The organism is Salicibibacter cibi (assembly GCF_016495865.1).
GTDB lineage: Bacteria > Bacillota > Bacilli > Bacillales > Marinococcaceae > Salicibibacter > Salicibibacter cibi.
The window spans coordinates 3,771,686-3,784,912 of the sequence record NZ_CP054706.1 but is presented as its reverse complement, the minus strand read 5'-3'; the positions used below and the strand labels follow the sequence as shown (position 1 = coordinate 3,784,912).

General features: G+C 44.1%; 11 protein-coding genes. 9 read left to right on the top strand and 2 right to left on the bottom strand.

Translation table 11 applies throughout. The features are described from left to right. Nucleotides 1-23: 23 nt before the first annotated feature. On the bottom strand, nt 24-3,086 hold the full coding sequence (locus HUG20_RS18880; RefSeq protein ID WP_200086539.1) for a hybrid sensor histidine kinase/response regulator: 3,063 nt from the start codon (nt 3,084-3,086) through the stop codon (nt 24-26). Between the two features lie 341 nt (nt 3,087-3,427). On the opposite strand from HUG20_RS18880, the gene rpsF reads away from it, so the two are divergent. The 8 genes from rpsF to HUG20_RS18840 all read left to right on the top strand — a co-directional run bounded on the left by rpsF (nt 3,428) and on the right by HUG20_RS18840 (nt 10,878). Next, nucleotides 3,428-3,715, top strand: a complete 288-nt coding sequence (rpsF, locus tag HUG20_RS18875; RefSeq protein ID WP_200086537.1) for a 30S ribosomal protein S6 — start codon at nt 3,428-3,430, stop codon at nt 3,713-3,715. Between the two features lie 31 nt (nt 3,716-3,746). Further along, complete coding sequence (gene ssb / locus HUG20_RS18870) at nt 3,747-4,247, top strand: single-stranded DNA-binding protein (protein ID WP_200086535.1); 501 nt, start codon at nt 3,747-3,749, stop codon at nt 4,245-4,247. Between the two features lie 43 nt (nt 4,248-4,290). Next, the gene (rpsR, locus tag HUG20_RS18865; protein WP_200086533.1) at nt 4,291-4,518 is read left to right on the top strand and encodes a 30S ribosomal protein S18; all 228 of its coding nucleotides are present in this window, start codon (nt 4,291-4,293) and stop codon (nt 4,516-4,518) included. Nucleotides 4,519-4,704: 186 nt separating this feature from the next. Beyond that, a complete protein-coding gene (locus tag HUG20_RS18860; protein ID WP_200086531.1) occupies nt 4,705-5,646 on the top strand; it encodes a YybS family protein in 942 nt (313 codons plus the stop codon). 11 nt (nt 5,647-5,657) lie between these two features. After that, nucleotides 5,658-7,628, top strand: coding sequence for a DHH family phosphoesterase (locus tag HUG20_RS18855; protein WP_200086529.1), 1,971 nt, complete (start codon nt 5,658-5,660; stop codon nt 7,626-7,628). Beyond that, nucleotides 7,625-8,071 (top strand): 50S ribosomal protein L9, encoded by a 447-nt coding sequence (gene rplI, locus HUG20_RS18850; protein WP_200086526.1) that lies wholly within the window; start codon nt 7,625-7,627, stop codon nt 8,069-8,071. The genes HUG20_RS18855 and rplI overlap by 4 nt, the downstream gene beginning before the upstream one ends. 6 nt (nt 8,072-8,077) lie before the next feature. Beyond that, nucleotides 8,078-9,463: a replicative DNA helicase gene (gene dnaB, locus HUG20_RS18845; RefSeq protein ID WP_425504079.1), complete on the top strand. Its 1,386-nt coding sequence runs from the start codon at nt 8,078-8,080 to the stop codon at nt 9,461-9,463. A gap of 125 nt (nt 9,464-9,588) precedes the next feature. Then, nucleotides 9,589-10,878, top strand: coding sequence for an adenylosuccinate synthase (locus tag HUG20_RS18840; RefSeq protein WP_200086522.1), 1,290 nt, complete (start codon nt 9,589-9,591; stop codon nt 10,876-10,878). Between the two features lie 821 nt (nt 10,879-11,699). Here HUG20_RS18840 and HUG20_RS18835 read toward each other — a convergent pair. Then, a complete protein-coding gene (locus HUG20_RS18835; protein WP_200086520.1) occupies nt 11,700-12,038 on the bottom strand; it encodes a winged helix-turn-helix transcriptional regulator in 339 nt (112 codons plus the stop codon). A 122-nt stretch (nt 12,039-12,160) separates the two neighbouring features. On the opposite strand from HUG20_RS18835, the gene HUG20_RS18830 reads away from it, so the two are divergent. Next, on the top strand, nt 12,161-13,219 hold the full coding sequence (locus HUG20_RS18830) for an LLM class flavin-dependent oxidoreductase (protein WP_200086518.1): 1,059 nt from the start codon (nt 12,161-12,163) through the stop codon (nt 13,217-13,219). Nucleotides 13,220-13,227 lie beyond the last annotated feature (8 nt).

Genomic DNA, 13,227 nt, shown 5'->3' with positions numbered 1-13,227 from the left:
ATAAACGTATATGAAAGCTTTATTTATTTCTTCTTTGGAATTTGAAATCTCACCGTTGTTCCGATGCCCGGCTCACTATCTATTTCCAATCCTTTTCCGTATAATTTCTTTAACCGTTTATTCGTATTGGTTACCCCAATGCCACTTAAATGATGAGGGTGATCATCGAGTATTTTACGAATTGCTTCCTGTTCCATTCCAACCCCTTCATCCTTAATTGCAATTTCCACATGAGTGCTCTGGTCCGTCACCCGTATAGTGACAGTGCCCCCGTTGCTTTTTTTAAGCACACCATGCCTGACTGCATTTTCTACAAGAGGCTGGATCGTTAATGGCGGAAGATGAACATCAACGCCGTCTTCAATGTCCCATTTAATGTTCAATCGATCGCCAAACCGTTCTTTTTCAATATACAAATAGGATTTTGTTAGATCCAACTCGCTCTCAAGTGACGTAAAGGATTCAGTATTATTGACATCAAAACTTCTTCGCAAGTAATTGCCAAACTCATTTAGAAGTTTGATCATCCTGTCCGTATCGAATTCACTTAGGGACGCGATTGTATTGAATGTATTGAATAAAAAATGCGGTCGAATTTGGGATTGTAGCCAAGCGGCTTCGATTCGCAGCTGTTCCCGGATTGATTGCTTCAAACTCGTTAAAGCTCTTACCCGTGCTTTTAATTCCATTGCCTCCACCGGTTTTACAACGTAATCATTAGCGCCTGCAAGAAAACCGGTATTTATATCCTCAACCTGATGACGTGCCGTCAGTAACAAAATCGGTAATTCGGAAATTGTGAATTGATTGCGAAGGACTTGTGTTAATTCATAACCCGACATATGAGGCATCATCACATCGGCAATGACTAAATCCCATTCCCCGTCATAAATCAAGTCTAATGCTTTTTCACCGCTCGTAGCCGTAAAGACATCATATTCGGAATCCAGCATGGTTTTTAAAACCTTTAGATTGACCGTGTCATCATCCACGATTAACAGTTTAGTTTGGTCTTCTTTTGCAATAGCGTCCATTTTATGAGGCATCGGTGGCTCGGCACCAATATCACTGAATTTATTTTCAATGTCCGTAGAGGCAACAGCTTCTGACTTATCGGCAGGACGAGGAGCTAATGGCAGTGTGAAAGAGAGAACGGAGCCCTGGCCCAAGGTTGATTCTGCCGAAATTTCTCCGCCATGTAATTCAACGAACTGTTTACAAATGTTGAGCCCTAATCCGGTGCCACCTCCTATCGATGTTATGCCGGAATCTTCTTGTCTATAAGGCTGGAAAACTCGATTTAACGTTTCCTTATTCATCCCCACACCGGTATCTTTCACATAAATCGCGGCCATTTTATTTTTATGGTCGGCAGATAGTGTTATCGTTCCGTTATTCGTATATTTAACGGCATTATGAAGCAAGTTAAATAAAATTTGAATGAGACGATTTTCATCGGCATGAACCTTTGGAAAATCAACCGGTATGTCCAGCTTAAATCGGATGTCCTTTCCTGAAACCATAAAACGAATCATATCTAAAACGACCCGGGCAACGATACGGAGGTCTACATTTGTCCTATCTAACGTTATACGATGTTCCTTCAAACGTGTAACATCAAGAAGATCGTTCAGTGTAAATGACATTCGTTGCCCAACATTCACGAGTAAATTCAAATTTTCTTTGTTTTTATCCGATAAATGTTCATCTTTATCATCTAAAACGGATTGTGCGATATTCATGATGCCGTGTAATGGATTACGCAATTCATGGGACGTATTTGCCAAGAATTCGTCTTTCTTTTCATCCGCTTGTTGGAGTTCCTCTGTTTGTTGTTCATTGATTTGAGCCACTCGTATATGTCGGTTAAATAGCAGCAACGCAATAATCACAATGGAAATAAACATGTCAAACGGATAGTAGGGCGCATTAACCATTCCTAAGTTTCTAAATATATGCCAATTAACATGTGACGTAAAGGCAGTAATAAAAAACAATATAAATATAGCCTCTAAGGAAACGTTATTACGAATGATTTTAATTGTTTTAGTAAATAAAAATATAATAGACAAAATATAAAATATGGCAACAACCATGCCTAAATAGATAAAATAATCAAATGGTACAACCATTTCGCCTATTACTATAAAAATATATAAGCTCAGGAGCAGTGAATAAACGCCTGATTTTATGTGAAACATATGTTTAAAAAATATGAGTAGACTGAACAGTGTACTCACGTATAAAAAATACACGAGTTTATAGTACCAAATTATATCTAAGGGTAGCTGTAGTGGGGTGTCGTAATAGATTAAAATAGACAAACCGTGCACTAATAACATGACCCCGAAAAACAAGATTTCTTTTAAATACTTTCCTTTTCCAAGAAGATAAATAGAAAAGGCATACAAACTATGTAATAGAAAAATAGCCCCAACGACGATTTGTAGTATAAGAGGTCTGTTATCCTCGCTTAAAATAGCATTTTCCGTTCCTATTTTAAGCGATTGATCAAGCCCGCCCCAAAAAGGGATTTCATAGTTTGAGGCATGTATCATTAATTCTATTTCCTTGGATTCCGTAGGGAATATTGTGGAAAGGGGAAAGCGCGTCCCTTCTGCTTGATCGACATTTTTTGCAGGAGTGCCGGACTCCATCATTAATTCTCCATCAATATATACAGCACCGGCTGATGTCGCACTCTTCATGCGAATACCGTATAGTGACTGTTTCCCGTCAGGAAGAAGAATGTTCACTCGATAGGTTCCATAACCATATGCAGATTGATTTTCTTGATGATTGCTCCAATCACCGGGAACAGAAATATATTCCATCTCCTCATCGGAGGTATCAGAGTTCGGCGCAATAAATTCATTTGGATAGAACTCCCACATGCCGTCAAGCGTAATTGCTTGATCATCGGTAAAGTCCCAATCTGTTAAATCAACAACACCTTGTTCTGCCTGAGGATGATCCGGCGGCTCATGATAGAACAACCAACCGAATCTAAAACCAGTTAATACGAGAAAAAATAAAACAATAATAAGGAAGATATTTTTTTTGCTCATCGGTTTGCTGGTCTTCATGGTCTGTTTCAGTCCTATCAATGAATGTTAGTTTAATTATGAATGACCGGTCATTGATTTACAAAGAATAGGCGTTGTGTCGGACCGGATCTTAGTGAAAGAACAAAATTTTTACTTGCATTTTTCGAGGATCATGTTATACTAATAAGCAAATACAAACATATGATCCTATTTTAATTGGAGTTTATGTGAATACACAACAAAATTTCCCCGAACTATTGTGTATGGCCGTTCTTCTTGTTACAATGCTATAATGTGAGTAAATAGAGGGTTTGTCCCGTTTTGCTCCTTGCTCCCGTAAAAAATACGGGGGCCGCTAAGACCAAAAGGAGGTGACGCGCATGCGTAACTACGAGATTCTGTACATTTTAAGACCGACATTGGAAGAGGATGCAGTCAAAACGACGATTGAACGTTTGAACCAAATCCTTTCCGATAATGGTGCAGAGGTAACGGAAGTTGATGAAAAAGGGAGACGGCGTCTCGCTTATGAAATTCAGGATTTCCGTGAAGGGTATTATGTCATCCTCAAAGTGCAGGCAACCCCTGACGCTATCAATGAGTTTGACCGTCGTATAAAACTTACCGATGAAGTTATTCGAACGCTCGTTGTTCGGGATGATGATTAAAGCATTCTTCAAATAAATGGGAGGGTTTGGAATGATTAATCGCGTCGTACTCGTTGGACGTCTCACTCGTGATCCGGAATTGCGGTACACCCCGAACGGGGTGGCAGTAGCCAATTTCGGCATCGCCGTTAATCGTCCATTTACAAACCAGTATGGGGAACGGGAAGCGGATTTTTTGAACTGCGTGGTTTGGAGAAAACAGGCAGAAAACGTCGCCAATTACTTGAAAAAGGGAAGTTTGGCAGGCGTTGATGGGCGCGTTCAAAGCCGCAGTTATGAAAATCGGGAAGGACGGCGCGTGAATGTCGTTGAAATACAAGCGGAAAGCGTCCAATTTTTGGAGCCCCGTAATGTGACCGCGAATCGGGGCGGGGATGACCAAGGCGTTGGAGCTGCTTCCGGGCCGTCCAATTACCAAGGAAACGTTGGATATGGCCAAGAAGGGCAACGTCAATCCGCTGATTTGAATGAAGATCCTATCTCCAATGACGGAAAGCCGATCGATATTTCCGACGACGATTTACCATTCTAAACACTTCCCATCGAGAAAAATAATTTAAGAAGGAGGGAGTCCTATGGCACGCCGCAGAGGCAAGCGCAGAAAGGTATGTTATTTCACCGTTAATAAAATCAAGACCATTGATTATAAAGATGTTAATCTTCTCCAGAAGTTTATCTCGGATCGGGGAAAGATTTTACCGAGACGGGTAACTGGAACATCTGCGAAATATCAGCGTAAATTGACGACCGCGATTAAACGTTCACGTCAAGCTGCGTTACTCCCATATGCACAAGAAGATTAATGCTCCTTACGAACACTGCCGATGACACCGGCAGTGTTCTTTCTTCATACGAATCGTCGCCAATGGCCGCCGATAAATGTTCGTTCTTTCTTTTTGAAGATGTATGGGCTACAATGGATCAGTGAAATATACTAAACGGGGTACTAAAAAGTGTTTCTCACCTCTCATTTCCAGAAGGGGGATGGCATGGATCAATCGAGAAAAATAACCGAGGGAGCTGTTATGGTTGCCCTCTTTGCAATTTTAATGGCAGCTACCGTTTACATACCGGTTTTAGGCATATTATTCGTATGGGTGCTGCCCATTCCTCTCCTGCTATACACGGTCCGTTTCGGGCCGAAACCCGGGGCGTTGGTTCTTGCCGTCAGTTTTGTTGCCACCTTTTTAATAGCCTCGGCTTTTTCGATCCCGCTCGTGCTTTTATTTGGGGTGGGCGGCTATGTGGTCGGTGTCAGTTACCATGTAAAAAGGTCTGCATTTCGAACGCTTTTCGCAGGGAGTTTAAGCTATATTTTTACACTGGTCCTTCTCTTTGTCGGATCTGTTGTCCTTCTTGATATTCATCCCTTTGAAGCGCTTCAAAGCGGAATGGAAGATTCAGTTGACTCTACAGAACAAATGCTAACTTCCTTTGATCAGGAAGTCGATGAAGAACAATTGGATTTTTATCGCGAATCTATTGCGCAAATCCCGCAAATTGCACCTTTAATCATGATCGTGACCGGTGTTGGCTATGCGTTTTTGACGCAAACCATTGCCCATCCATTTTTGCGAAGGCTTATCGGAGGGACATATCGATTTCCGCCCCTCAGAGAGTGGTCCTTGCCGCGAGTTTTTCTTTGGTACTATTTGGCAGGTATTATCATGCGGTTGGCAGTGATCGAAGATCAGGGAACGACGATGCATATGCTTATCTCTAATATCTTTCCGTTGCTTGAATTTGCTATGATTATACAGGGAGCATCGGTTATGTTCCAATTTGTATACATGCGAAATATAACGAGAGCACTTCCGATCCTAATCCTTTTTCCGGGGTTGATGCTTCCGCTTGTCCAAGTGTTCGTTCGAATCCTTGGGATTTTGGATATCGGAATGGATATAAAAAACCGGATTAAGTCTGATAAATAGGGGGTGAGCAGATGCCTAATTTTCTAAGAAAGCACTGGTATGATTACCCCATATTGCTCGTTTTTATCGTTGCGTTATTGATGAATATCACGCTTTTCTTTTTTCATTGGCAACTTGGCGTGATTGGTTTCGTCGTTTTAATCGCATTAACCTATCTTGCATACCATATACACAAACGAATGGAATCGGATGTAAAAAAATATATTTCGAAGTTAAGCCATCGGGTTAATCGTGCCGGAGAAGAAGCAATAAAAAATTTCCCCGTCGGCATCTTGCTGTATGACCAAAATGAAACGATACAGTGGGCAAACCCATACCTTTTGTCCTATTTGCCGAATGAGTACATCGGAAAATCGCTCGCTGTTCTTTCCGATGATTTTCCTGATCTAATCCGAAATAAAAATTTGGAACATCGATTGCAATTAAACGGTCGGGAACATTATGTGTATGAACGCTCTGAAGAACGTCTTTTGTATTTTTTTGACATGACGGAGACTGTTGAGACACGAGATTTATACAATGAAGAGCAACCGGTGATCGCCCACATTTTACTGGATAATTATGATGATGTAACACAGGGATTGGAAGATCAGGTGACGAGCCGTTTAAGGGGGGGCGCACTTACCAAAATCAACCAATGGGCGAACGACTATGGTATTTTCCTGCGCAGTGTTGCAGACGACCGTTTTATCGCTTTCTTAAATTATAGAACGCTGCAAGAAATTGAAAATAATCGTTTTCAAATCATTGATGATATTCGGGAAGTAACCATGAAGGAAAAAGTGGCGCTTACGCTCAGTATAGGCATCGGTAGCGGAGAAAGGACGCCGCGGGAATTGGGGGCGCTTGCCCAATCGAGTTTGGATTTGGCGCTCGGTCGGGGCGGAGACCAAGTGGTGATCAAGGAAAAGAACGGACAAGTGCGCTTTTATGGCGGAAAAACCAATGCAGTCGAAAAACGAACGCGGGTACGAGCTCGTGTCATTTCCCATGCATTGCGGGATTTTGTGCTTGAAAGCGATCAAGTGATTGTCATGGGCCATAAAAACCCTGATATGGACGCAATTGGATCAGGGATCGGTGTTTTAAAAGTCGCTGAAGTGAATGAAAAGGATGCTTACATCGTTGTGGATCCGAATGAAGTAAGTCCGGATGTTCACAAACTGATGAATGAAGTTGAACAGCATGAATATCTATGGTCACGCTTTTTAACACCGAGTGAGTCTTTGGAACAGCTAACGAGGCAGACGCTGCTCGTCATCGTAGATACCCATAAACCTTCGCTTGTGATCGAACCAAAGCTACTTGAGCGTGTCCATCGTGTCGTTGTTCTCGATCATCATCGGCGCGGGGAAGAATTTATCGACGATCCTGCACTTGTCTATATGGAGCCATATGCTTCTTCGGCTTCCGAACTTGTCACCGAAATTTTGGAGTATCAACCGAACCGTGTATCAATGGATGCCTTGGAAGCGACCGCCATGCTTGCGGGGATGATGGTGGATACGAAAAATTTCAGCATTCGTACCGGATCGCGTACTTTCGATGCCGCTTCCTATTTGAAAGCCAACGGTGCTGATACGACTGCTGTACAGCTTTTGCTAAAAGAGGATCTTGATCAATATATTCAACGTTCCCGGCTCATTCAGAAGGCTTATATTTATCAGGCCGGAATGGCGATCGCTTGCAGCAAAGAAGGGGAAACCTATCATCAGGTGCTTATTGCGCAAGCAGCGGATACATTGCTAACGATGAACGGTGTCAAGGGTGCATTCGTCGTTGCAAAACTTAAAGACGAACGGATTAGCATTAGTGCCCGTTCTTTAGGGGACGTGAATGTTCAGGTCATTATGGAACAATTGGGCGGAGGCGGACATTTAACCAATGCAGCTGTGCAATTGGAAGGCCTTTCGCCCACAGAGGCTGAAAGCCGTCTGAAAACGGCGATCAATGAGTATTTGGAAGGAGGAAACGAAGGATGAAAGTTATTTTCCAAAAAGATGTGAAAGGTAAAGGCAAAAAAGGAGAAGTCAAAAACGTATCGGAAGGCTATTTTCGAAACTATCTATTTCCGAATCAGCTTGCTGTCGAAGCCACAAAATCCAATATAAAAGAATTGGAAAAGAAAAAAGAGAGCGATGAACGAAAAGAACAGCAAGCGTTGGAAGAAGCCAAGGAAAAGAAACAAGAACTTGAAGAGACGACCGTTGAGATTTTGGCAAAAGCCGGACAAGGTGGCCGCCTATTCGGTGCCGTTTCTACAAAACAAATTACGGAATCCCTCAAGCAACAAGGATTTGACATAGACAAGCGTAAAATCGATTTGAAAGATCCAATCCGAGCGCTGGGAGTAACAAAAGTCGGGATTAAAATTCATCCGCAAGTGATTGCCACGGTTGACATTCATGTTAAAGAGCAAAAGTAAAAACACATGAACGGGAAAGGAGGCCGTGCGTTGACTGATATTTTAAGCGGCGAACGTACGCCGCCACAAAATATAGCAGCTGAACAAGCGGTTTTAGGGGCGATTTTTCTTGAAGAAGAGTCCCTTATCACCGCTACGGAACGGTTAAGGCCCGAAGATTTTTACCGAGCGTCCCATCAACGGATTTTTCGGGTGATGACAGACCTTTCGGAAAAGGCAGAGCCTGTTGACCTTGTTACAGTGACGTCACAGTTGCAAGATCACGAATGGCTGGAAGAAGCCGGTGGAATTTCCTATCTCACCGATCTCGCCAATGCTGTTCCGACAGCAGCAAATGTAGGTTACTACTCGCGGATTATTGAGGAAAAAGCGCTTTTGCGACGTTTGATCCGAGCAGCAACCTCTATTGTTTCCGAAGGGTATACAGAAGAGCAAGAAGTGGATGAAGTGCTTGGCGATGCGGAACGGATGATCATGGAGGTCTCGAATCGACGGACATCCGGGTCTTTTTTATCCATCAAAGAAGTGCTTATGGAGACGTACGACAACATTGAAATGTTGCAAAGCCGTGGCGACGCCCTCACCGGAGTCGCGAGCGGTTTTCAGGAACTGGATCGCATGACCGCAGGGTTTCAAAACAGTGATTTAATTATTGTTGCTGCGCGTCCTTCCATGGGAAAAACGGCGTTCGCCTTGAACATTACGCAAAACATCGCGACAAAAACAGATGAAAATGTGGCGATCTTTAGCCTCGAAATGGGTGCGACCCAACTCGTGCAGCGGATGTTATGCGCAGAGGGAAATATTGATGGCTCCCGTCTTCGTACCGGCCAACTGTTGGAAGAAGATTGGGAAAAATTAGCCATGGCAATGGGAACTCTTTCGCGTGCGGGTGTTTATATTGATGATTCTCCCGGCATTAAAGTTGCTGATATCCGTGCCAAATGCCGGCGTTTGCAACAGGAAAAAGGCCTTGGCATGGTTATGATTGATTATTTGCAGCTCATTCAGGGTCGGGGTACCGAGAGTCGGCAGCAAGAAGTATCGGAGATCTCGCGGAATCTTAAGGCGATCGCACGCGAGTTAAACGTCCCCGTGATTGCCCTCTCCCAACTTTCCCGGGGTGTGGAGTCAAGACAGGATAAACGACCGATGATGTCGGACTTGCGGGAGTCGGGGAGTATCGAGCAGGATGCGGATATTGTTGCTTTTTTATACAGGGAAGATTACTACGATCAAGAAGCCGAGAATCAAAATGTTATCGAAATTATCATATCCAAACAACGGAACGGACCGGTCGGAAACGTGGAACTGGCATTTATTAAAGAGTACAATAAATTTGTGAACCTCGATCGGAAGCACGAGGAGAGTGTGGCGCCGCCCGGCGCCTAAAAACGAATGAATAAACTTTATATGCGTTTAATGTTCGGGATTTTTGACCGGAAGTGTTTATTTTGGTAAAATAAAGGCCGGAAATAAGAAAAAAACGGAACATTTAATTGGAAGAGGTGAGTCTTTTGTCATCCATCGTTATCGTGGGAACACAGTGGGGGGACGAAGGCAAAGGAAAGATTACGGATTACCTATCGGAAAATGCGGAAGTGATTGCCCGTTATCAAGGGGGCAACAATGCCGGACATACGATTAAGTTTGACGGTGAAACCTACAAGTTACACCTCGTACCCTCCGGTATTTTTTCTGATGAAAAGATCTGTGTCATCGGTAACGGGATGGTGATTGACCCGAAAGCATTGGTCGAAGAATTGGAAGGGCTTGAAGCGCGCGGAATCGAGACAAGCAATTTGCGGATCAGCAACCGCGCCCATGTCATTCTTCCTTATCATATTCAACAGGATATTGCGGAAGAGGAAAGCAAAGGGGCAAGCAAGATCGGGACGACGAAGAAAGGCATTGGGCCGGCGTATATGGATAAGGCCGCCCGTGTTGGCATTCGTGTCGCCGATCTGCTTGAGAAAGAGGCGTTTGCCGATAAACTGGATCGTAATCTAAAAGAAAAAAATCGCCTACTCGAAAAAATCTATGAAACGGAAGGGTTCCGCGTCGAGGATATTCTTGAGGAGTATTATGAGTATGGGCAACGTTTAGCAGCTTATGTTTGTGACACGTCGGTTGTTTTGAACGATGCCATTGACCAAGGGCGGCGCGTCTTATTTGAAGGGGCGCAGGGCGTAATGCTTGATATCGACCAGGGAACGTATCCGTTTGTCACGTCGTCGAATCCGATTGCCGGCGGGGTAACGATCGGTTCCGGTGTCGGTCCTTCAAAAATTCATCACGTTGTCGGGGTGTCGAAGGCTTATACGACGAGGGTTGGGGACGGACCGTTTCCGACCGAACTCACCGATGCAGTGGGAGATCGGATTCGCGATATCGGTAATGAATACGGAACGACGACAGGACGCCCTCGCCGCGTCGGCTGGTTTGACTCTGTCGTCGTCCGCCACGCTCGCCGGGTGAGCGGCATTACCGACTTGTCATTAAATTGTCTTGATGTGCTTTCCGGGCTTGATACGGTGAAAATTTGTGTGGCCTATGAATACCGAGGGGAGCGAATGGAAGAGTTTCCCGCAAGTTTGAATGTACTCGCCGAATGTAAACCGATCTACGAAGAAATGCCTGGATGGAACGAGAATATTACCGAAGCTCGTAGTCTAGGTGATTTGCCGGTACGGGCACGGCATTATGCGGAACGTATCGCTCAACTGACAAACATTCCGTTGTCGGTGTTCTCGGTTGGACCAGATCGAACACAAACGAATGAAGTGCGTGGCGTGTGGGGATTGTAAGGATGAAAGACTGCCGATGGGCAGTCTTTTTATTTTGCTATCAGAAGGTTCAAAAGCACTGGCATGTATCGATTAAACGTGTGTCAATGCCAAAATAGGACCAAGAAAATCCAGTCCATCTAAACCCTGCCACAGACGTTTTTGACCTACAAATATCGGATAGAACCAAAATTGTTGTTGATTGGTCAGCCAAACATAGGTGAAACGAAATAAGCATCCCCGTATAGCTCCCGGATCAATGGCAAATGTGGCGATCCCGTTAGGTTTTGGCGGGGTGAAACCCGGAGGTGCTCAGTTGGAGCTCCCGTTTGTGTTGGTTGGGTTGGCATCTCTGTAGGTGGCTGTCCGGGAGGTCCGAAGAAACCACCGATTAATCCGTTGAAAATAGGGCCAAACTGTCTTTGTTGGTTTGGGGAGCCATTTCTTTGCCAGTGAGGATCGTGCTGATTCATCAGAAATGACGCTCCTTTCAGGTAGGTTAGGATAGGTTTACGTCATCTTATTCAACATAGAAGCGCATGGTTCACAGGCAGAGTACTGGGACGACAGCAAATATTATCATCGTGCCCCCATTAGTAACGTGTGGAAATAGCTCGGAAGATTCAGCGTTCTCCTAAGAGCAGAATTTCTGGATAATTGTCCCAAATATTGCATCAGTAAGGTCGCATAGAGCGGCGCATTACGAGAATGTTTGCGATCATCATCGGGGGGATTTAGATAAAAATGGTGAATAAGTAAGCGCTTTGTCCCTACCCACCCAAGCAGCTGATAAATTTTTTGTGTGAACGCTTATTTTGACTGTGCTGCGCTAAACTGACAGGTTATCGCACGCTTTTTGTACGTTTGCGATTCTGGTGTTTCGTCCCCCATTCGTGCATCGCTTCCAAAATCGGTTCCAGGCTCCTTCCATATTCCGTGATCGAATACTCGACCTTTGGCGGCACTTGCGGGTAAACCATTCGCGTGATAATATCCTCTTCTTCCAATTCGCGTAAATGTTTTGTCAACATTTTTTGTGTAATATTAGGTACGCTGCGCTTTAGCTCATTGAAGCGTAACGTTCCATATTTTAGCAAATTTAATAAAATAATCGGTTTCCATTTTCCTACCACAATCTCCAAAGCTTCCTCGACGTGACATTGTTTAGGATCAATATTCATGTCTATCCCCCTCCATAGTATCTTTTTGTATACTATACCACGTAAAGGTTCGTACTTATACTTTGCAGTGTTATCGTTTATAATAGTCATATAGGTTTAGAGAAAAGAGAGGGATAAACCAAATGGAAAATTATCGTATCGATCCGGCTAAAGGCATGGAATTTGGCCTTTATACATTGGGTGATCACTTGCCGAATCCAATCGCGGGAGAACGAATCTCTGCAGAACAACGGATTCATGAGTTCATTGAATTAGCGCAATTAGCCGAGCAGGCGGGGATTGATTTTTTCAGCGTCGGTGAAAGCCATCAAGAATATTTTGCCACACAGGCGCACGCGGTTGTTTTATCGGCAATTGCCCAGGCAACCGAAAAAATAAAAATATCAAGTTCTTCTACGATTATCAGTACGTCAGACCCGGTGCGGGTGTATGAGAATTTCTCGACGATTGATTTGATTTCGAAGGGACGCGCGGAAATTGTCGCAGGTCGTGCTTCGCGTGTGGGGTTGTTTGATTTGCTCGGTTACGATCTTCGCAATTATGAGGAGCTCTATGAAGAAAAGTTCGAGCTATTATTGAAAATCAACCAAGAGGAAGTCGTCAATTGGGAAGGAGAATTCCGCGCGCCGTTAAAAGATGCCCGGGTGCTTCCTCGTCCGCAAAATGGGTCCTTGCCGATTTGGCGCGCAGTCGGCGGTAATCCGGCAAGTGCCATCAAAGCTGGATATGCCGGTGTTCCGATGTATTTGGCTCATTTAGGCGGACCTGTCGCCAGTTTTAAACGGGCGATTGATGCTTATCGCGAGGCTGCAACCCAAAGTGGTTTTGATCCAACAGAACTCCCGATTTCAACCGCCGGCTTTTTTTACACAGCAGAAACGACTCAGCAGGCACAGAAAGAATATTATCCTCATATCAATGAAGGGATGAAGTTGACAAATGGGCAGGGATTTCCGAAGCAGGCATTTGCACAGAGTGACGATCTGCGTACCGTAATAAATGTGGGCAGTCCGCAGCAGGTAATCGAAAAAATTCTCTATCAGCATGAACAATTCGGTCATCAGCGTTTTATTGCACAAATGGATTTCGGCGGCGTACCGTTTGATAAACTACGAAAAAACATTGAGCTCATCGGAACAGAAATTTTACCGGCTATCAAGAAATATACGGCCAAGCAGTAGGGAGGCAG

Bases quoted from the DNA above. Each gene is read 5' to 3' on its own strand.
- HUG20_RS18880 (WP_200086539.1), bottom strand. From the start codon at position 3,086: ATGAAGACCAGCAAACCGATGAGCAAAAAAAATATCTTCCTTATTATT.
- rpsF (WP_200086537.1), top strand. From the start codon at position 3,428: ATGCGTAACTACGAGATTCTGTACATTTTAAGACCGACATTGGAAGAG.
- ssb (WP_200086535.1), top strand. From the start codon at position 3,747: ATGATTAATCGCGTCGTACTCGTTGGACGTCTCACTCGTGATCCGGAA.
- rpsR (WP_200086533.1), top strand. From the start codon at position 4,291: ATGGCACGCCGCAGAGGCAAGCGCAGAAAGGTATGTTATTTCACCGTT.
- HUG20_RS18860 (WP_200086531.1), top strand. From the start codon at position 4,705: ATGGATCAATCGAGAAAAATAACCGAGGGAGCTGTTATGGTTGCCCTC.
- HUG20_RS18855 (WP_200086529.1), top strand. From the start codon at position 5,658: ATGCCTAATTTTCTAAGAAAGCACTGGTATGATTACCCCATATTGCTC.
- rplI (WP_200086526.1), top strand. From the start codon at position 7,625: ATGAAAGTTATTTTCCAAAAAGATGTGAAAGGTAAAGGCAAAAAAGGA.
- dnaB (WP_425504079.1), top strand. From the start codon at position 8,078: ATGAACGGGAAAGGAGGCCGTGCGTTGACTGATATTTTAAGCGGCGAA.
- HUG20_RS18835 (WP_200086520.1), bottom strand. From the start codon at position 12,038: ATGAATATTGATCCTAAACAATGTCACGTCGAGGAAGCTTTGGAGATT.
- HUG20_RS18830 (WP_200086518.1), top strand. From the start codon at position 12,161: ATGGAAAATTATCGTATCGATCCGGCTAAAGGCATGGAATTTGGCCTT.